The organism is Dyella sp., from assembly GCF_036746095.1.
In the GTDB taxonomy this organism is placed as follows: Bacteria; Pseudomonadota; Gammaproteobacteria; order Xanthomonadales; family Rhodanobacteraceae; genus Dyella_B.
Genome location: NZ_DAIOEU010000008.1, coordinates 1 through 20063, shown reverse-complemented (window position 1 = coordinate 20063; position 20063 = coordinate 1). Strand labels below are relative to the sequence as shown.

The 20063-nt window shown below is 61.0% G+C and carries 6 protein-coding genes; 4 read left to right on the top strand and 2 right to left on the bottom strand.

All coding sequences use genetic code 11. The features are described from left to right. Positions 1–501 precede the first annotated feature (501 nt). The 3 genes from V7M64_RS05595 (at position 502) to V7M64_RS05585 (ending at position 13608) form a co-directional block, all read left to right on the top strand. Positions 502–5142 carry a SpvB/TcaC N-terminal domain-containing protein gene (locus tag V7M64_RS05595; RefSeq protein WP_333677650.1) on the top strand — a complete coding sequence of 1547 codons (4641 nt, stop codon included), beginning with the start codon at positions 502–504 and terminating at the stop codon, positions 5140–5142. A 93-nt stretch (positions 5143–5235) separates the two neighbouring features. Further along, entirely contained in the window at positions 5236–8832 is a 3597-nt protein-coding gene (locus tag V7M64_RS05590) for a Tc toxin subunit A (RefSeq protein WP_333677649.1), read from the top strand. A gap of 27 nt (positions 8833–8859) precedes the next feature. After that, entirely contained in the window at positions 8860–13608 is a 4749-nt protein-coding gene (locus V7M64_RS05585; RefSeq protein ID WP_333677647.1) for a neuraminidase-like domain-containing protein, read from the top strand. A gap of 86 nt (positions 13609–13694) precedes the next feature. Here the strand turns inward: V7M64_RS05585 and V7M64_RS05580 are convergent, their stop codons facing one another. Further along, positions 13695–15149, bottom strand: a complete 1455-nt coding sequence (locus V7M64_RS05580) for a DUF4139 domain-containing protein (protein ID WP_333677645.1) — start codon at positions 15147–15149, stop codon at positions 13695–13697. Between the two features lie 231 nt (positions 15150–15380). On the opposite strand from V7M64_RS05580, the gene V7M64_RS05575 reads away from it, so the two are divergent. After that, the gene (locus tag V7M64_RS05575; RefSeq protein WP_333677774.1) at positions 15381–16049 is read left to right on the top strand and encodes a response regulator transcription factor; all 669 of its coding nucleotides are present in this window, start codon (positions 15381–15383) and stop codon (positions 16047–16049) included. A gap of 100 nt (positions 16050–16149) precedes the next feature. Here the strand turns inward: V7M64_RS05575 and V7M64_RS05570 are convergent, their stop codons facing one another. Beyond that, positions 16150–19155 (bottom strand): ATP-binding protein, encoded by a 3006-nt coding sequence (locus V7M64_RS05570; protein ID WP_333677644.1) that lies wholly within the window; start codon positions 19153–19155, stop codon positions 16150–16152. Positions 19156–20063 lie beyond the last annotated feature (908 nt).

The following is a 20063-nucleotide window of genomic DNA, read 5'->3' as shown; positions in this document are numbered from 1 at the left end:
ACGCTCTTGGGTAATGATGATCTTGGCGCAGGATTTGCGACGGAGCTCCCTGAGGTTGCATTGATGTCGACCGTGCGCTGCATGTGCGCGTTTCTTTCACGCACGGCCATGTAGGTTCTTGGCCAAACTAGGAGTCGCTCCGTTTCTGCTGACGGCAAGGATGCTTGATACGTGCATCGTGATTCGTTCTACTTCGCGCTACCGATGCCAGCGTTTCCGAGTACTGCAGGTTCATCGGTGCTAAACGGTAATGCGTAGCCAGATTGCTGCCGGATGACGGCACTGTCCCCCCATGTCATCCGGTCACCGCGGGAAGCTTCGTTCCTGCGGATGATGGAGTTCTTCTGTAAAAACCACCGGCATGGTGGTCACTAGCACATTCGTCAAGATCAGCCTTGCGCAAGAGTTTGCCAGTTGCGACATGTCACGATCTGGAGGCTTGAACGGAAGGCCCTGGTAGGGTGCTGCCATAGCGGAAGGTAGCCCGGCGTAGGAGGCGTCGTGACGGTTGAGGACAAGTTTTCGATCGCGGCGCCCACGCTGCCCAAAGGTGGCGGCGCCATTCAAAGCATTGGCAAGGGATGGGGCGCGGTCGGCGCGACCGGCGCAGCTTCTTTTACGTTGGCATTGCCGATCAGTCCGGGGCGAGGTTATGCGCCCGGCCTGGCCTTGAGCTATAGCAGCGCCGCGGGTAAGAGCGAGTTCGGCCAGGGATGGTCGATGCCGCGTCCGGCGATTGCGCGGCGGGCCGGCAAGGGCGTGCCTGCTTACGCGGAGGATGACGAGTTTGTCTCGCCCAGCGCCGACGTGCTGATGCCCGAGGTCGACGCCACGGGCACACCCGTGCTGCGAACGGCCGCCATTTTGCGTGGCGTTGCGCTGGGCGAAACATACACCGTGCAGCGCTACTTTCCGCGCGTGCGCGGTGATGGTGCGCGCTGGGAAAGTTGGCGCGGCGACGACGACTGGTTCTGGCTGGTGCACGATGCAAACGGTTCGTTGCATGTGTACGGGAAAACGGTTCGAGTTTCGCAAGCGCGTACCGAGACATCGCCGGAGCGCATCGCCGAGTGGCTGCTCGAAGAATCGGTAGCACCCGATGGCGAACATATCCTGTACGAATATTTGGCCGAAGACGACGAAGGTTTGTCTGCGGCTGACACCTTGCGTGACTGCACGCGGCGCCGTTACCTGTGGCGGGTGCGCTACGGCAATACCCATGCGGACCCATTTCCTTTCCTGCTGCGCAGCGAGGCCGTTTCGAATACCTGGCATTTCGATCTGATCTTTGACTACGGCCAGCGCGATACGGGCTACGGCGAGACGCCAACCTATGCAGCGTCCCATCATTGGTCGAAACGGCCGGATCCCTATTCGAGCTTTGCCTACGGATTCGAGGTGCGCACGCTGCGTCTGTGCCGCCAGGTTCTCATGTTCCATACGTTTGCGCCGACGCAGGCGGAGCGCCGCGCAGGCGAAGAGGAACACCCTCTGGTAACGCGTCCACTGGGCGAAGCGCCCGTGTTGGTGAAGCGCCTGCTGCTGGAGTACGACTGCGATGCGCTTTCGTCCAGCCTGGTCGCAGCCCACTCGATGGGCTATGGCGCGGAGGGCGAGATCGCACATCTGCCGCCGGTCGAGTTTCGGCACATACCATTTCCCGCCCCGCAGGATGCCCGGTTCACACCCTTCGCGGCACTGGCCAATTCTCCGGGAATCCAGTCGGAGCGTCCGGTGCGCGAACCCTATCAATGGGTGGACCTGTATGGCGAAGGATTGCCGGGCGTGCTGGCGCGAGACGAACGCGGCTGGTGGTATCGGGAACCGCTACGTGCCGATGCTGACGTCGATGCACACGCGGACCCGAATGCGGTGGCCTACGGTGCGCCAACGTTGCTCGAACATATTCCGACGGCGAACGCCACGGCGACGTCCACGCGCCAATGGCTGGCGGATCTGACCGGCGACGGCAAGCTCGAATGGATCGTGGCGCGCCCGGGAATAGCCGGGTTCTTCGCGCTCAATCCCGATCGGAGGTGGTCGAGCTTTGTCACGTTCGGGGCTTTTCCGCTCGAATTTTTCAGCCCGCAAGGGCAGCTAGCCGATCTGATGGGCGATGGATTGTCCGATCTGGCGATGATCGGCACGCGCAGTGTGCGCCTGTATGCCAATCGACGCGAAGCGGGTTTCGCGCCGGCTCGGGATGTTGCACATGACGAGGATGCCTTGCCAGGCTTGGGCGACGGCCGAGGCGCGCTGGTGGCTTTCAGCGATGTGCTGGGCTCCGGCCAGCAGCATTTGATCGAGATCCGCCACGACCGGATCAGCGTGTGGCCGAACCTGGGACGAGGGCGTTTTGGCAAGCGACTGGCGTTCGCGCCGCTGTCGTTTGACGCGAGCGAGTTCGATGCCAGCCGAATCCGACTCGCCGATCTCGATGGATCGGGTGCCACGGATCTGATCTATCTGCGCAGCGATCGCATTCAGGTGCTCATGAACCAATCGGGCAATGGATTCGCCACCGCGGTGGATGTCCCGTGGCCGGACGGGGTGCGCTATGACCGGTTGTGCGAAGTGAGCGCCGCGGATCTGCAAGGATTGGGCTGCGCCAGTCTGGTGCTGACGGTGCCGTATATGACGCCGCAACACTGGCGGTGCGATTTCGTTTCGGGCGTGAAGCCGTATCTGATCGAGGCCAGCGACAACAATATGGGCGCAGGCAGCGAGATCATCTACCGCAGTTCTGCGCAGGAATGGTTGGACGAGAAACAACATAAGCTGGCCGCGCGCCAGCCGGCGGTCTCGCAGCTGCCGTTCCCGGTCCATGTCACCTCGGTGCAGCGCCAGCTCGACCAGGTCAGCGGCAATACGCTGAGCCAGCATTTTGCCTATCGCGAAGGCTATTACGACGGCATCGAACGCGAATTCCGCGGGTTCGGCCTGTTGCTAAAAACGGATACCGAGACGGCGCGGTTGCCCGAAGACGGCGCGAGCGCGCCAGTGCTCACCAAGGCGTGGTTTCACGTGGGTGCGGCCTTGAACCCGCCGCGTGCCGGCTTCGATGATCGGGATGAGCAGGCGATACAGCTGGGCGCGACGCTGTGCAGTGATTTCCAGGCGTCGACGGAAGAGGACACGCTGGTCACCGGCTGGGAGCAGGGCACGCTCCTGGATGCTGCGCGCACGCTTAGCGGCATGGTCCGCCGCGTCGAAGTGTTCGGTCTTGAGGACAACGCGCCGGATATGCCGTTCAACACGGCCGAGACGCGCTATCTGGTCCGCAGGTACGAGGCGCGCGCACTGCATCGATGCTATTCGCAAATGCAGCCGTTCGTGCTCGAAACCATCAACTATCAGTACGAGCGCGACTTCGGCGATCCGCGCTGCCAGCAAGTTATTGGCTTGCGCTGGGACAGGCATGGCGGAGCGATTCATGGCGCGGTGATCCATCACGCGCGGCGAGGCAGCGCCACGCCGCCATTTTCGCCGGAGATGCCTGACTACGCGCATCACCTGCGCTGGTGGGAAGATGCCCATGACGATCAGCAGGGCAGCTACTACCTCACCGAGACGAAGAGCGAGTCGATCCACCTGGAGGGAACGGATTATTGGCGGCTGCATTTTCCGTACATGAGTCGCGAGCGTGCAGGTGAAATCCGCGCGAGTGACTTGCCCATGAGCAAGCTCAACTACGAAGCGTTTCGCGCGGCGGGATCACCGCTTGAGAACGCAGGTTTCGTGCTCGCCGGGCAGAGTCTGCAACGCTATAAGGACAAGCCCTGCGGCCAGGCGAATTTCGAAGGGCTGGCCGATTACTGCCAGACGGCCGTTTTGGACGACATGGACCTGGCCGTCTACGCGGATGTCATGTTGCCGGAGGTGTTGGAAGCCCGATTGATCGAAGCCGGCTACCACCGCATGCCGCTGCTCGATCCGAGCCCGCTTATCACGCAGGCGGCGAACGAGCCGTCAACGGTTGATCCGGTGGTGTGGTCGATCCATGCGGGGTTCGCGACCCATGCGGGGCTGGAAGGTTTTTACAAGGTCATCCTGTTCCAACCAACCCGAAGCATAGGCTTGACCACCGTCACCTACGACCCTTGCTGGCTATTCCCCGTAATGGTTAGGGGGCCGGACCAATGTACTTCGCTAGCCGAGTACGACTACCTGTCGCTGCAACCCGTGCTGATCAGGGACGCGAACCACAACGTCAGCGAAGCCCGCTATGACGCGCTGGGCCGCTTGCTGGCGATGAGCTTCCATGGCACCGAGCATGGCGGGCAGCCGGTGGGCTTCGCACCGCTGTCGGATTACGTGCGTGCGTTCGATACGCCGGATGAAGCCATCGCGGCGCCCGAGGCTGCGTTGCGCGACGTTGCCGGAGCCTATTTTGTGGACGCCTTTGCCTGGATGGGACGTGCGAGCGAGGCATTGCGGCAAGCGGTGCACGCCGCGGGTGAAGCGCGCTTGCTGTTGCCGGCGGGCCATCTGCGCGCGAGCGCGCGTTGGCGACTGGCGCGCGATGGCGGATCCGTATTGTCGGATTCCTTGCGGCAGCAGTTGCTGGCGCTGCCGCGTGAACCGGTGCATGGCGCGGCGCTGGTGGCCGATCAGTACACCGTTCCGGCGACGCCGCCGACACAGGCGGACTCGCCGCGGGCGCAACCCGACAAGCAGATCCGCATCGGCATCGATACCTATGATGGTTTTGGTCGGCTGCTGCAACGCAAGCAGAAGGTGCCGCCCGGCAACGCGTACAAGACCATCGACGGCGTGCTGGAACTGGACGGCAACGGCAAGCCAGTCGAAGTGCAGGCCCAGACGCGCTGGCGCGTAAGTGAACCGGTGGAATACAACAACAAGGGACTGCCGGTGCGCGTATACCGGCCGTACTTCGCCGATACGCATCGGACCATCCGTGACGAAGGGTTTCGCCAGGCAATGTATTTCGATCGGCAGTATTACGACGCGCTGGGGCGACCCACCGTGAGCTTGACGGTGTCGACGAACGGCGCGGGCGAGGCGGTCTACCGCATGCGTCGCGAGACCTACTACCCGTGGCACATCGTGTCGGAGGACGAGAACGACACGGCGGAGGAAATGAGACTCAAGCGCCGGGAACAGGGCGTTACATCGAGGTAGCGAGAGCGCCGTGCGGAAAGTTCGCGCTCAAGCATCTCTTCCGTTCCGTTGAAGATCCGCGTGTTGGCAGGACCATGAACGAGGAACTATCCGATGGATCAAGCAAGCAGCCCGCTCATCGCCAAGCTCCCGATAGCACCGCACGACGGAACGCCGGATGCCGTTGTCCAACAGGACTTTGCCGCGTTGATGGCATCGCTGGACTATCACTCGGTGTTCGACATCATCCGGGATTCCCGCGCGACCTTTGTGACCCGCACGCGCGGACGATGGGCCGGCGACAGCGGCACGGCTTACGACAACGCCGTGTGCTACGCCACCCAACTGGTGCTGCTGTACCGCGAACAGGAAACATCGTCCGGACAAATGCAAGCGAGTACGCGGCGCTCCGGCGTCCGCGCGCTGGTCGACATCGGGCCGACCTATCCGAACCTGTTCAAGGAAAATTGGGACAGGTTTTGCAAGAGCGGGGCCCTGGAGGCCAAGGACTCCCCGGCGGCATACCTGACTGAGCTGTATCGGTGGGCGCGTGCGCGCGAGGCGGAGGGAGGACCCGGCAAGATTCCACTGGATACGCGCCGTCCGGATCTGGCCGGTTTGCGGATCGACCACGCCAGTACGTTCGAGGCCGTTCCTGTCCTTGGTATCGTCAATGACGTATTGATGGCGAGCATTGATCGATACCACGCTCAAACGGGCAATAATCAACCGATCTATGCCTCGCTCGCGCAAAGACGGCATCCGTTCCTTTTTCCCTATGATCATCAGCACCGGCAGATTACGCTGTGGCTGGGAGAGATGAAGACTTCGCTGGGCGAGTTGATGCTCAGGCTGCGCCCGGACCTGCCTCCCACGGGCGAACCGATCGACGTCAGCAGCCCCCTGGGATATGTGCTCGCGGCACTCACCGGGCTCGCTCCCGCGCAACAACGCTGTGCGATCGAAACACCGATCTTCAGCACGTTTTACCTTACCGCGGCCGATTTGCTCGCCACCGATCGCTGGCGGGGACCGGCGCTGGCGACCAGCCTGCCGTGGTCCGACATTCGCAGGCACGCCTACGTGGTCGCGCCGGAGCAGCCGGAAGTACAAGGGCCTGCGGAAATCGATCGTGAGCTTGCATCAACGATTACCGTGACGTTTCATCCGGCCAGCGGCCCCGGCGTACCGCGCACGCTCAATGCCATCCTGGTGGAAACGGGGAAGCCGAGGTTCGAGGATTACAAAGCCTTGAACAACAGCGTGCCGATCGATACGGAAAACCGGTCCAAGTTTTTGGTGATTGGCTATCTGCCGGGGAATAACCAAGGTGATCCATTGCCAGCGGATGGCCTTTACACGAGCCGATTTGCGTTGCGCGCGCGGACACCGGCTGGCGTGTTGGCGCCGCAGGCGCGGTCATTCCTGGAGTTGAGCTTTACGCTGGTCGTCGATACCGAGCAACCCGCCGGTTTCGCGTTGACGCCCGAGCAGCATGCTTTTTTCAAAACACATTACGGTATCGAGATTTTCGACGGCGAAGCTGCGATGCTCGCCGACGTGCCGACGTTTCTCGATCGGACAGGCCTCTCGAGCGAACTGCTTGATGCACTGATTGCACGGGGTGCCTATGCACCCAGCGTATCGGCGAACTGCCTCCCCGCCAATCCATTGATGCTCGATCCAGTGGTCGATATCAATCATCGCGACGTCCGATTTCCCTATCCCCGGCACTACGGGGCCAGTTTTGTGAATGGCGTTGGCGCGGCGGTCACGGATGATCGTCTGGATGGTTCGCTGAATTTGCAGAGCGAAAAGACCAATGGCCAGACTCGCTGGCGTTTGATCAACACCTCGCTGGACCGATATGACCGGCTGCAACGCATGATCCGATTGCAGCGCTGGCTGGGGTTGAGTTTTGCCGAACTCGACGCGTTGCTCATGGCGTCGATACGTGCGGAAGGCGAGGCCAACCTGGGCATGAAGCTCAATGCCAACAGCGTGCGTACCCTGGGCGCATTTCGCTATTTCAGCAGAAAATTCCGCATCCGCGCCGAAGAGTTTGCGGCCTTGCTGGATGAAATCTCGCCCTTTGCATGCGGACAGGCGACACCGCTGTTCGATACGGTATTCAACCGTCCTTCGTTGTTCGAAACGCCGTTTGTGCTCGACCATGGCGAGTTCAGCGAACAGGCCGAAGACGAGGCATCGCAACGTACCATCGCGCAACTGTGCGTGTCGCTTGGACTCAAGCCCACGCCTGAATCCTACGGCCGTATCGCCGGGCAAACCAAAGCCGCCTTGGGGTTGGCGGCGCTGACCCGATCGTTGCCCACGGTCTCGTCGCTGTATCGCCAGGCCCGCATTGCCCGGATGTTTGGCCTCTCGCCCGAGGATGTGCAGGATGTACTGCAATGGCTGGGAGGCGATGCGTATGTGCGGATAGTGGCGCGCGGGCAGCTCGAACCGGTGCCTGAGCCAGAACCAGAATCAAAATCAAAATCAAAATCAAAAACGGAGCCGCCCGCAAAACGGGAGCCCGCGTCGGTGACGCGTTCCGTGGACATTCTGGACGTGCTGATGCAACTGGACTGGGCCGTCGGTTGGCTCAAGGACAGCGGGCAGACGGTCGAATCGGTGCAGCGCGCACTGGGGCGATTGCCATCGACCGAATCGGCGAACGCGGCGTTCATGGAAGGGCTCAAGCATCTGGCACAGGCGATCGAGATGGTGCGGGTGACCGAGGCGAGCCTCGCGCCGCTGCAGCTTCCCGCCGAGGACGACGAGGGTCGGGATATCAACTGGATTGACGTGCTTTATCAAGTGCTGAATGAAGACGGCTTCGTCTGGCAGTACATGCCATTGCGGACGCAGCAGGCAAGCGAGCGGCTGCGGGAAGAGATAAGGTTCAGGGTGGCCCATCTGAAATTGGATCCCGCTGTCAAAGAAGCGGTGCTCTCGAGGCTCATGGATGTCATTGAGCCCGCGCGTCTGGCCCAGATCGAAGCGATCGGAGCCGAGCTGTATCAGGCGACAGGATTGCCGCCCGCGAGCGCGGCCTTGGTGATAGCGTGGGCGGGGATGCGCGAGCCGATGACAGGCTGGTTTGATGCCATCTTGCTGCATGATGTGTTGTCGCTTGCGCTGGCGGCGGCGAAGACGCCGGCCGATGCCGGCGCGGTGAACGCGTATGTCGAGCGATGGGGCACGATTCAGCGCTACGCGAAGGTTGCCCTCCAATTGGAATTGAGTCCGCTTGCCCTGCACGCGCTGCTGACCAACCAGCGCTGGTTTACGGAAAGTAATCATTTTTCGGCGCTGACATTAACGCTGCGCACCCTTTATCTTCTGCAACGTTATCAGGCCTGGCTTAAACAAGCGGGCGCGCACGAGGACGACGTGCTGCACTATTTCGAGATTGCCGATGCTTCTGCGTCCACCCCGCAACAGTGTGCCTCGGCGCTGGCGCCCATGGTCGGGCTGAGCGCCGACGATGTGCGAGCGGCCACGGCGTTGATGCACCGGCAGATCGCCCAGACATTTCCCCAAATCGAATGGCTCCTGCGCGTAAGCGAATTGTCGCGCGATACCGGACTAACCGTGCGCGGACTGTTGGAGGCCGGCAGTCTGAACGTCGATAGCGACCAGGCTGCCTGGGCGCGTGCGAGCGGAGCGATTGGTGCTGCGCGCGTTACCCCGGCCGAACAGTAGGGTGCGCCGCATCCTTGATGGTTCACCTTGAAGTGGAGAGTCGCTATGTCAACGTCCATAGATGGTCAACTTGACGAGTCGCTGCGCGATGCATTGGTCGCCTACTATCTGGACGAGGTCGTTCCCAACGACGAGACGCTGCAGCAACTCAATCTCTCGGACAAGCTGACCACGCCCAACGACCTGTACGAATATTTCCTGTTGGACAATCAGGTGGGTCACGAGGTCGAGACGAGCCGGGTAGCTTCGGCGATCAGCAGCCTGCAGCAATACGTCAATGGGATCTTGCTCGGCATGGAACCGGGATATGGACAGGCGCCGGAGTGGGAAACGTGGTTGCTCGAGCAATGGCGCGACCAGCTCAGTCAATATCCGCTGTGGGCGGCAAACCGGCAATTGTCGCTGTACCCGGAGGTGTATATCGATCCGACGCTGCGCCTGAAAAAATCCGGTTACTTTTCGGATCTGGAGATGACGCTGAACCAGGGCAGGATCCAGATCGACACCGTGCAGGAAGCGGTACTGGCCTACCTGGGCAAGTTCGAGGAAGTGGCGAACTTGTCGATCGTCAATGGCTACGCACACTTCGTCGGCAATCCCGACTTCGCCAACGCCACCTATTATTTCGTGGGCAAGTCACGCGGCGAGAGCGCGTATTACTGGCGCAGCGTGGACATGTCAGACCGAGCGGCCGATCCGGACACCGGACACAAAGTCGACACGATCAATCCGGGCGCCTGGACCGACTGGAAGAAGATCGCCTTGCCGGTCTCGGAGTCCACGGTGGAGCGGACCATTCGGCCGGTGTACTTCAACAACCGCCTGTTCGTGGTCTGGGTGGACTGGTTTATGGCGGGATCCCCGAAAGGGGAGCCGTTGCCCAATGGAACCTCGGAGACGTGGAAGCATCCGCAGTTGCGGATGTCCCTGGTTTACAAGCGCTTTGACGACACCTGGAGCCCGCCGGTCCTGTGCCTGGACATACAGGCCACGAATAGGCCGCCACTGGATAGCTTTTTCGACCTGGTGTTCTACGACCAAAGCGAAACGCCGGCCAAGTTGTTTCTAGGCGTGGCCTCAGGATATAAGCCAGGGCAAGCTCAGGATGGCAGCGAGGATAGATATGACTACCTGCAGACGGTCCGGCTCGACCCCAATTACAACATTGAGGCGTCTTGGCCAACCACACCTGAAGTGAGTGCATCGACCGCCACGGATGCGGAGCGAGACGCGTCGGGCGAAAACTATACGCGCCTGGCCTGTCGCTGGTATTTGAAGGACGACCTCAACGGTGGACGCATGCAGCATGCCTATAGCAGGGCCTTGCCGAGGATCAAGTCGGTGGTCTCCACCATGGAGAACACGGGCGATGACGCATGGAATTTCCGCCGGCTGCAAGGCAGCGTCAAGTCGCTGGTGAAGGACGTGGATGTGGTCCTGATACCGCATAGCGAAAGCGACCGGCCTCATCGGTTGACCGTTACCAGTCGCGTGAATGGCAAGGTGGAATGCCCTGGGGATCGAATCGGCACCCGTATCGAGGCAGAGGGCCATTTTAGGGCAACGATAATGCATCCTTTGATCTTTCCTTGGACACCGGCGCTAGAGGGCTCGACGTTCACGCCCCTTCGGACACTGGGGTCAGGTACAGCGGACTTCACTCTTACCGCCTATGGCGTTCTCATCCTGCTTTGTGGTCATGTTTTTGGCGACGCTAATCGCACCTCGCAACTAACGAGCTACAGTGGTTTTGCGATCGGCTTTTCGCCGATACCGACAGTCCCATATCGAATTGCTTACGGTCACTGGGACGAGGGTACTGTTCTTTCCAAGCCACCAACAGTTGAGCCGATCTTGTCCTCTGCCTTCCATGTGGGGCTTGATATTTTTCACCCTACGTTGGCGAGCAATCCAACGGGAACGCTTACCATCCTCAAAGCTGGCTCTTGGACAGCGACCCTGACGCCCGATAATGCTTTAAACACGGATCCCATCGACATCGATCCGGAAACACTGCTGCCGCCTTGGGGCGGCGTGGCTGGAACCAAGAAATTCCACGTGATTCATGGAATCAGCTTCAGGAAGGAGGATGACGGCTCCCGTCCGGGGCGTGCGCTGAAACTCGTGGAGATCGAACTGGAGTTGATCCAGACCGACAAGAAGGCGCCGAGCCTGAAAGTTTACGAAGACCCCGCGTTGGGAGTCGTCGAATATATTGATTTTGCCGGTTCGGCCATCGAGTTCTCCGACGGCAGCACCACGAACAGGCGCCGGCCGATTCGCATGAACACGTTATTTGCAAAGGAACTGGTGGCGCGCGCCAATATCGCCCTGGAAAACCTGCTGTCCTGGCAAACGCAGATGCTCGAAGAGCCGCCGATGGGAAGCGACGCAGCGAAGCAATACATGGATTTTGCCGGCGCCAACGGCAAATATTTCTGGGAGCTGTTTTTCCATCTGCCGTTTCTCAATGCGTACCGCCTCAATGCCGAGGCGCGGCATTCCGAAAGCGACTACTGGCTCGGCTACATCTTCAGTCCGGCCCGCAAAGCGGATGACTATGGCCGGCCTGACTACTGGATGGTGCGGCCGATCGCGCCGGACACGGAAGAGCGGGCGATGAGCCATGCGCTGCGCGCGGTGCAAGACCCGGATGCCATCGGTAGTGCATTTCCCGTGCATTACCGCAAGGCGATTTTCTTTTTGTACATCCGCAACCTGATCGACCAGGGCGACAGCGCCTATCGCCAATTGACGCCGGATGGCCTGGGCGAAGCCAAGCTATGGTATGTGCGCGCGCTGGATTTGCTCGGACCGCGCCCGGATGTGCGGCTGGTGAGCGACTGGACGCCGCGCGAGCTCAGCACGATCGCAGCGTCGACCAATCGCGCGCTGCGCGCGTTCGAGCGGCAGATGGCGTCGATGCCCTTGGATGACGCGCGGCGCCCGGGCAAGAAACCCATCGACACGGCGCTGATGCTGTATCAGCACGTTGGGCATGACGCCATGCTGTCGCCCGAGGATACGGACTATTTTCTGCGGCCCATGAGCACGCTGCTGGTGGAGTACTGGAACCGCATCGAGTCTCGCTTGTTCAACCTGCGCCACAACCTGACCCTCGATGGCAAGGCTTTGAAGCTGCCGCTGTTCGCGCCGCCTCCCAATCCCAGGGATTTGCTGGCCCAGGCGGCCCAGGGCGGCTTGCTGGCGGGCAGCGGCCGGTTGGGCATGCTGGTGATTCCGCATTATCGCTACGCAGCAATGTTCGCGCGCGCCAGTGCCGCGGTGGATGCGCTCAGCCAGCTCGGCAACGCATTGCAGTCGCTGCTCGAGCGCAAAGACCAAGCCGCGCTGCAGGACTTGCAGCAGTCCCAGCTCGGCGAGATGTCACAGTTTGCCATCGACCTGCAACGTCAGGCGCAGGATGTCGAGAAAGCTAGCCTGGAAGCGCTGGCCGCCAGCCGGAGCATTGCCGAAGATCGCGCGTCGCATTACGGAAAGCTGGCTGACGAAGGCCTTTCCGGCATGGAAATCATCGCGGAGGCGTCGAAGATGGTCGCTACCTCCGTTAGGTTGGGCGGCAATGCGATTCGCTCTGCAGGCCAGTCCTTGAAAATTTCGCCCAACGTTTTCGGGCTGGCCAACGGAGGCATGCGGTATGAAGGTCCGGTTGAAGGGGCGGGGAGCGGGGTCTCGTATGCCGCTGAGTTCGCGCAAACGCTCGCTACGTTGACAAGTCAGGCGGAGTTTTACCGGCGCCGCGCGGAAGAGTGGCGCCACGCAAGCGAGCAGGCCAAGCTTGAAATGGCGCAGGTGGATGCGCAGCGCGAGGTCTACCTGTTGCAGGCGGAGCTCACCCAGACCCAATTGGACCAGGCTCTCAAGGCGCAAAAGCACGCTGAGGACACGCTGGCTTTTCTGAGTACGCGCTTTACCAAGCCCGCGCTGTACCAATGGATGATTGCGCAAATGTCAGCGTTTTATTACCAGGCGTATGACGCGACGTTCTCGCTCTGCCTGGCCGCGGAAGCCTGCTGGCAGTACGAAGTCGCAGATTTTGGTACCCGCTTCATCCAGGCGGGCGGTTGGAGCGATGCCTATCGTGGCTTGCTGTCGGCGGAATCGCTGCGGCTGAATCTGCTCAGGATGGATTCGGCTTACTTGAGCCGAAACGTGCGTCCGCTTGAAATCGTCAAGACCGTTTCGATCAGGTCGCTGGTAGGACAAGAAGCATGGGAAGCATTCACCTCCAGCGCCTCCAACGGCAAACTGGATTTCGACCTGCGCCAAGCGTTGTTTGACGAAGACTATCCAGGCCACTACCTGCGGCGCATCCGTAGAGTTGCCTTGTCGTTTCCGGTGGTGCTGGGTGCGTACGAGGACATTCGGGCCACCCTGACGCAAACGAGGAATGCGTTTGCGATCGAACCCAGCATCGAGGCGGTCGCGTATCTGCGTGATCCGACGGACGGATCGTCGGCCGACGTCATGACGAACTTACGGGCGACGCAGCAAATCGCCATGTCCACGGGCATCGATGACGACGGCCAATTCCAGATGAATTTCGATGATCCGCGCTACCTGCCGTTTGAGCTGACCGGGGCAGTATCGAGCTGGCAACTGGCGTTGCCGCGAGTGAGCACCATTCGTCAAAGAGCCGTTTTGGAATCCTTGAACGACATCATCCTGCACCTTTGGTATGGCGCCATGGATGGTGGCGCAGCGTTTGCGGCAGAGGTGATCGAGCTTGACGCTCGCGCAAGAGAAGCCGTGTGAGAGGGAAGTTGGCCTGCGCTGCCATCGGGGCGAACGGGAGGATGGTGCGCAGGCATGGAACAGCGGGCTGCCAAAGCGTGCCGCGATCAGGATTGCGGTTGATCGCCAGCCGTCCAGCTGTAGCGTACGCCATAGTCGAGCACGGCCTTGCCGTTGGCGGGCACGTCGACCTTGAATTCCAGCGTATCGGTAGTCTGTCTGCTGGGTTTTACACTCGATGAAGTAACTGCCCACTGGCGCCAACGGTTCGGATGCTCGCGCACGGTAACGGTGCGTGCGTTCTCGCCGGCATTGGTCAGCGTGATGCGGAATGCTTCATCCAGCGTGCGGCCGGCCTTGTCGACATGGAAGCGGGTGCGCTCGCGCTGGCCGCGCAGGTCGAACGCCGTACCCAGCGTGATCGTGGCATCGCTGCCCTTGGGCGTGTCATTGATGCGCCCTTCGCCGACGAATTGCGGCACGCCGTTGCGATCCGCCGTCAGCACGCGCAGGTAACCGGCGGGCAGGCTATCGAAAGCGGCGAAGCGCAGCGTGCTGACTATGCTGGTGTTGCTATCCGTATTGAACGTTTCGTTGAGCATCGGTTGCGGCGGCATCCAGTTGCCGCCGTTTTCATAAAGTTCGGTGCGCTCGCAACCCAGTGTGCGTGCTGCATAAAGCGGCACCTGGCTGATGCTGCCGTCGGGCAGCTCGACCGGCGCGGGCAGGGTATAGCTGCGGTAGTCGCCCATCGACGATTGCTCCGGCATGGCCTCGGCTGCTGCGGGCGCAACCATCGCACGCATCATCGGGCGCGGGCCGGTGGATTTGGCGAAATTCGGTTCGCCGGCAATCAGCGTGAGGTGGATGTCATGCCAATCGCGCCCGCTGCGGTTGGCGATGCTGGCGCGCGATTCAAACTGCATGCTGCAGGTATTGCCCGGCTGCAACGTGGCCACATAGGCAGCACGCCAGCCGATGCCGGAGGTGGGATAACTCAGCACCGCATCGGCCTGTCCGCCACGCGATGCATCCACGCGCAGGCGCAAGCTGGAACCGGTGGGGAAATTGCCGCCTTGCGTGTTCACCGCCGCATACTGGCGAATCAGCGTCGTGCCGTTGCTGCCGCGCACGACCAATCCATCTTCGCCGGCGCGCAGCAATGTACCGCTCGCCAGCGCCTGGCCGTTGTCGCCCAGCACACTGATGCTGCTGCCCGTCAAACCGGTCAACGCGGCGTTTGGGCCTTGACCGAGCAGCAGCCGCTGGGAAATCACCCTCGCCTCGCCGCCAGGGAAGCCGAGCGCCATCGCTTCGGCATCCAGGTGATTGGGCAGGTCGCCCAGCACCAGGTCGTGCACACCGGATTGCAGCGTAACGCTGCGCCGTTCCCGCACCACGGCATAACCATCGTTGGCATTGCCCTCACCGCTGCTTGCGTACAAGGCGGGGCTGTCACTGCGATACAGGGTGATCGACGCACCATCGGCGGCGTGGGCCTGCGAAACGCCAGCCAGCGTGGCGATGGCGACGACCAGGACGGTTCGGCGGTTGATCGGCATGATGCACTCCTTTGACGACAGATGGCGCCGATCATAACGAGCCGGCCGCAACGCCGTACGTACTGCGGCGACCAGCCGTTCTTTCACGCTTCAGGACCATGCTCGCCCATGCTGCACGCCGTCATCGACTGGCTTATGATTGCCCCCGTTCCCGTTCACCCATGCGACGCGTCGTTCCACACTGGCACGTCGCCTGCATGCTTGAATGCGCTATGGATTTAAAGGGTGCAAATGGATGGCTTTTCACTAAGAGTGGTGCTTGCGGACGATCATCCGGGCATGCTCGCGGGCGTCGAACACAGCTTGTCTGCCGTCAACACGATCCAGTTGACCGGCAAGGCCGGCAACTCGACCGAGCTGATGCGTATCCTGGATACGGATTGCTGCGACGTGCTCGTCTGCGATTACGCCATGCCGGGTGGCGAACACCGCGACGGCCTCGCGCTCTTTTCGTTGCTGCGGCGGCGTTATCCGTCGATAAAGCTGGTTGTGCTGACCATGCTGGATAACCCCGCCGTGTTGGGCGCCCTGCAGAAGGAAGGTATCGCTTGCGTCGTCAGCAAGTCGGATGCGCTCAGTCATCTGGTTCCAGCCATTCACGCCGCCGCCACGAGCGGCACGTATTACTCGCCATCCATCGAGAAGATCCTGCGTGGCAGGGGGCAGCGCGAAGGCGATGCGCCGGCGTTGAGCAAGCGCGAGTTGGAAGTGTTGCGTCTTTACGCCAGCGGCTTGACCATCAATGAGATTGCCGAGCGGGTCAGCCGCAGCAAGAAGACCATCAGTACGCAGAAAACGCGCGCCATGCAGAAGCTGGGTATTGAGCGGGATGTCGACTTGCTGCGCTATGCGATGGAGCACGGGATTGTGGCATCGCAACCGCAACCTCCGGAAGAGTAGATGGGTAGGCTGGGGCGCAATCCCAGCATGGCCGTGCACATATACATCGCGATGCTTGCAGTTCGTCATTTCGGCGAAAGCCGGCCGGCGAATAAATAACCTACGTGTCGGCCGGCGTGGCGGTGCGCCGCTCCAATACCGACGTCGCGTGTTCGGCAAACGCCTGCATCGCTGCTTTAAGCGCCTCGTGATCACCGGCGTCGGCCAGCGCTTCCATCTGCCTTGCCCTCTCCGCCGTGTCCATCTCGCGAATCATCGCAAACGATCCGCGCAGCGCATGCAGGTGGTCGCGCACATATGCCAAATCCCTTTTGTCCAATGCGGCACGCATCGACGTCAGCGACTGCTGCAAGGTCTGCTGCATCAAGGCATGCACGTTGGCCGGCAACGGGCCATAAGCCAGGTCCGCGACATGTTTGCGCAGCGACGCAGCGCTGACGAAACGCCGCACCATGCGGTCGATCGTATCGAGCAGCATCGGTTTGACGAGCACGGCATCCATGCCTGCCGCAACGCATTGTTCATGCTCGCTGGTGCTCGCCGTTGCCGTTATCGCGATGATCGGAACGTCGGTCCCTTGCGCACGCAAATTCCGCGCAAGCGAATACCCATCCATGCCCGGCATATTGAGGTCGGTCATCACGACGTCATAACGGTTCTGGTCAAAGCGCTGCAAGGCCTGGCCACCTTCATCCGCAAGGTCGACCTCATAGCCCAGCGTTTTCAATTGCTCGCGAATAAGCACGCGATTGGCCGGATGATCGTCTACCACCAGTATTCGTATAGCGCGCGCGTTATCCAAGGGCGCCGCCTTCTCCTGGGGGGAGTCGGCAACTTGCTCGGCAACCGTGGCCACCTCCAGCGGCAGCGTGACGATAAACGTACTGCCGACGCCAGGCTCGCTTTTCACGGCAATCGTGCCATGCATCAACGCTACCAGGCGTTTGCACAACGCAAGCCCAAGACCGGTGCCGCCGTAGCGCCGCGCGATCGATGCATTCGCCTGCGTAAACGCTTGAAACAGCTGCCGCTGCTGCGCCGGTGCAATCCCTTCGCCGGTATCGCTAACGCCGATGACAACCGCCGCACTGCCGTCCAGATAGACCTCCAGCGTGATATCGCCCTGCGCCGTGAACTTGACGGCATTGCTGAGCAGGTTGGTGACAACCTGCCGGATGCGCGTAGGGTCGCCCAGGTAATGCGGCGCCAATGCATCATCGATCACGCAATCAAACTGGACACCTTTTGCCTCGATGATCGGCGCAAACATCGCGCCCATCTGGCCAATCAGGCCGGCGAGATCGAAGCGGATCGCCTCGATCGGCATCTGTCCGGATTCGATCTTGGAAAAATCCAGGACGCTGCTGATCATGTCCAGCAGGGCATAAGACGACGACGTTACAGTGCCAAGGCGTTCGCTCTGTTCCGGCGACAACGGCGAGCGATCCAGCAATTCCAGGTTGCCCAGGATGGCGTTGAGCGGCGTGCGTATTTCGTGGCTCATCGTATGGACGAAGGCCGATTTCGCCTCATTCGCCGCATCGGCCGCGCGGCGCGCTTCTTCCAGCTTGCGCTCCGTATGCTTGCGCGTGGTGATATCCGTGAAGTTGCACAGCACCACATCGTTGCCCTGGTAACGGGTGCGCATCAGGCTTACCAGCAGATCGGAACGGCTGCCGTCGCGCATCGCAAGGCTGGTTTCCAGGTCATGCTGCCAGGCTGGCGCCGACGGGGCGGGGTCAAGCAGGCAAAGCAGTTTGCGATGAAGCGGTTCATCGCCTTGCATCTGGTTGTCGTAGGCACGCATCACGTCGTTCTGCAGTAAGACGGCTTTGTCGTGAAAGCCCAACAGCGCAAACCCGAAGGGCGCGGTGGTGATCATGGTGCGATTGAGATTCTCGCTTTCCATCATGCGTTGCGTGCGCTGCACGGCAGGCCTGAAGACCTTGCGGTCCAGCCACACAAGCGCGCTCCAGATAAGGCCGAGCACAACCAGAAGGGTAGCGATGCAGACCGTCAGCTTTGGCCAGAGCGCCACCACCAGGGTTCGCCACGAAAACGCATGCACCAGGGTCCAATCGGTGCCGCGAATGCCCTGGCTGATCACGAACAGCCCATCGCGGAACGTGGGAACCGCTTGCTGGCTATGCAGCGTCGGTCGTGCGCGCAGCACCCGCTCGACAACCGGATAGGCCGATTCGTTCTGCCGCGTACTGAGCATGACCTGGCCGTCGTTATCGAGCAGCAGCGAAGCATTGTCGTATTGATCCGCCGGCAGCCGCATCAGCAACGATTGCGTCGGCAAATTGCTGACCAGAATGGCGAATGGCTTGCCATCGTCGAACGCCGCGGCCACCAAGCGTATCACCGTCTGCTTCTGGATGGGGTCACGTGCCGGTGCAAGCCAGATGGGGCTATTGGATGAATCCGTTGCCATCAGGCGGTGCAGGCTCGAAGCAGGCGGCGCCAGCGTTTCAATCAACCGGGGTACGTCAGCGGCCTCACTCGCCAGGGCCGCGCTGCCTGGCTCCGGCGCGGGAATAAAAACAATGAAACGCTGATCGGGGCTATACAAATAACCCGACATGGCTTGCGATTGCGCTTGCAGTTTGAAATAAGCGCCAGCGCGATAGCTGAGTTCATTGGCCAGTGCGAGATAACGGCCGAAGGCGTCGGGCGATGCCTGCGGCGCAAGATCGCCCAGCGCCAACACCGGATAGAACTGCGGATTACCATGCAGCTCGATCCGCCCATGCTGCGTGGCAAAGCTGTTGATCAAGGCCGGGTTGGCCGACGCTCGCGTCGACCATACGGCTTCCTCGTGATGAATGAAGGTGAGTACCGCGAATTCGCGTGCCTGGAATTCGAGCTGGACCAGCAGTTTTCTCACCGCGAAATCGGTATAGCGCCGCGCCACCTCGTCGCGCGCCATCGCGTAGAGCAGCACCCCCGTGGCGATAGCCAGAATGATCGAAACAAGCGCGCCACCCCCATACAGCAACCGCCGCTGATAGTGGTTCACCATGCTGGAGTCTGCCGAGGGTTCACCCGTGCGGGCAGGCTTGGCGAAAGTGGATGCAGGGATGCGCTCGGCGTTGTCTTCCATGGGTACGAAAGCCTGTAAGAAGGGTGGGTGCAGCCATGCCATATCTCATGCATCACCGCCAGCCGGAAGTGGGAATGTTGGGCAGGCGGTCTTTATCGCGCTTTGCCGTGATTTTTACGCTGGATTATCGAGGCGCGCGACCTGTTTTTTCACGCGTCTTCCATCTTCATTCGCGCACTTGAAAGGCGCGGCGTGTTCGATATGCGATGTCGTGCACATCGTCTTTATCGCAACTTGCCCTGCCTTTCACGCCGGATTAGCAGCGCACATGTCACCTTTTCACATGCCTTCCATCTTTGATGATGTGTCGGGCAGTCAGAGCTTCAATAGCTGTTGTTGATACGCGTCACGGCCGCCATGCCACCGGGCGGCCATATGTTTAGCGAAAACCCTTGCCGCATGCCTAATACCCCAGCAGGCGGCACGGCGTGCTGCGCCTCGTATTCGCTTTGCAGAAGGAGTCCATCGAGCGGCTGCTCCAACGCGTTCGCCATCGTCCATCGCTGCCCATGCTGATTCTCCCTTCGTTTCGACGGAGGCTTGTCGCATGACGCGGGCGTGTTCAAGCCATCCTGTTCGAATCCGTCCCTGAAGCCCGAAGCAAGCGCGCTGCGTACTGATGCCGGGTGCCGAAAGCGTGACGGTGTTGCTGAACGTCAATATTTCGGTGCGAGCCGGATGGAACGCGGCCGCGTGATTGAACCCCACTCCCTCCTCATTGCTGAAAGGATGCGTCGCCATGAAAAAGCACAACGGCCACTCCAACGGGCATGGTCATGTCTCATCGCCACCTTCTCCTGTACCGCCAGGCTATCTTCAAGCCACCTTGGCAACGGAACCGGAGCCGCTACGTGCAGAGGGCCGGCCATTGATCGGCCACGCACCGCGTCATTGGGAAAGCGCCCTGG

Coding starts and splice junctions, on each gene's coding strand:
- V7M64_RS05590 (WP_333677649.1), top strand. CDS start 5,236: ATGGATCAAGCAAGCAGCCCGCTCATCGCCAAGCTCCCGATAGCACCG.
- V7M64_RS05580 (WP_333677645.1), bottom strand. CDS start 15,149: ATGCCGATCAACCGCCGAACCGTCCTGGTCGTCGCCATCGCCACGCTG.
- V7M64_RS05575 (WP_333677774.1), top strand. CDS start 15,381: ATGGATGGCTTTTCACTAAGAGTGGTGCTTGCGGACGATCATCCGGGC.
- V7M64_RS05570 (WP_333677644.1), bottom strand. CDS start 19,155: ATGGAAGACAACGCCGAGCGCATCCCTGCATCCACTTTCGCCAAGCCT.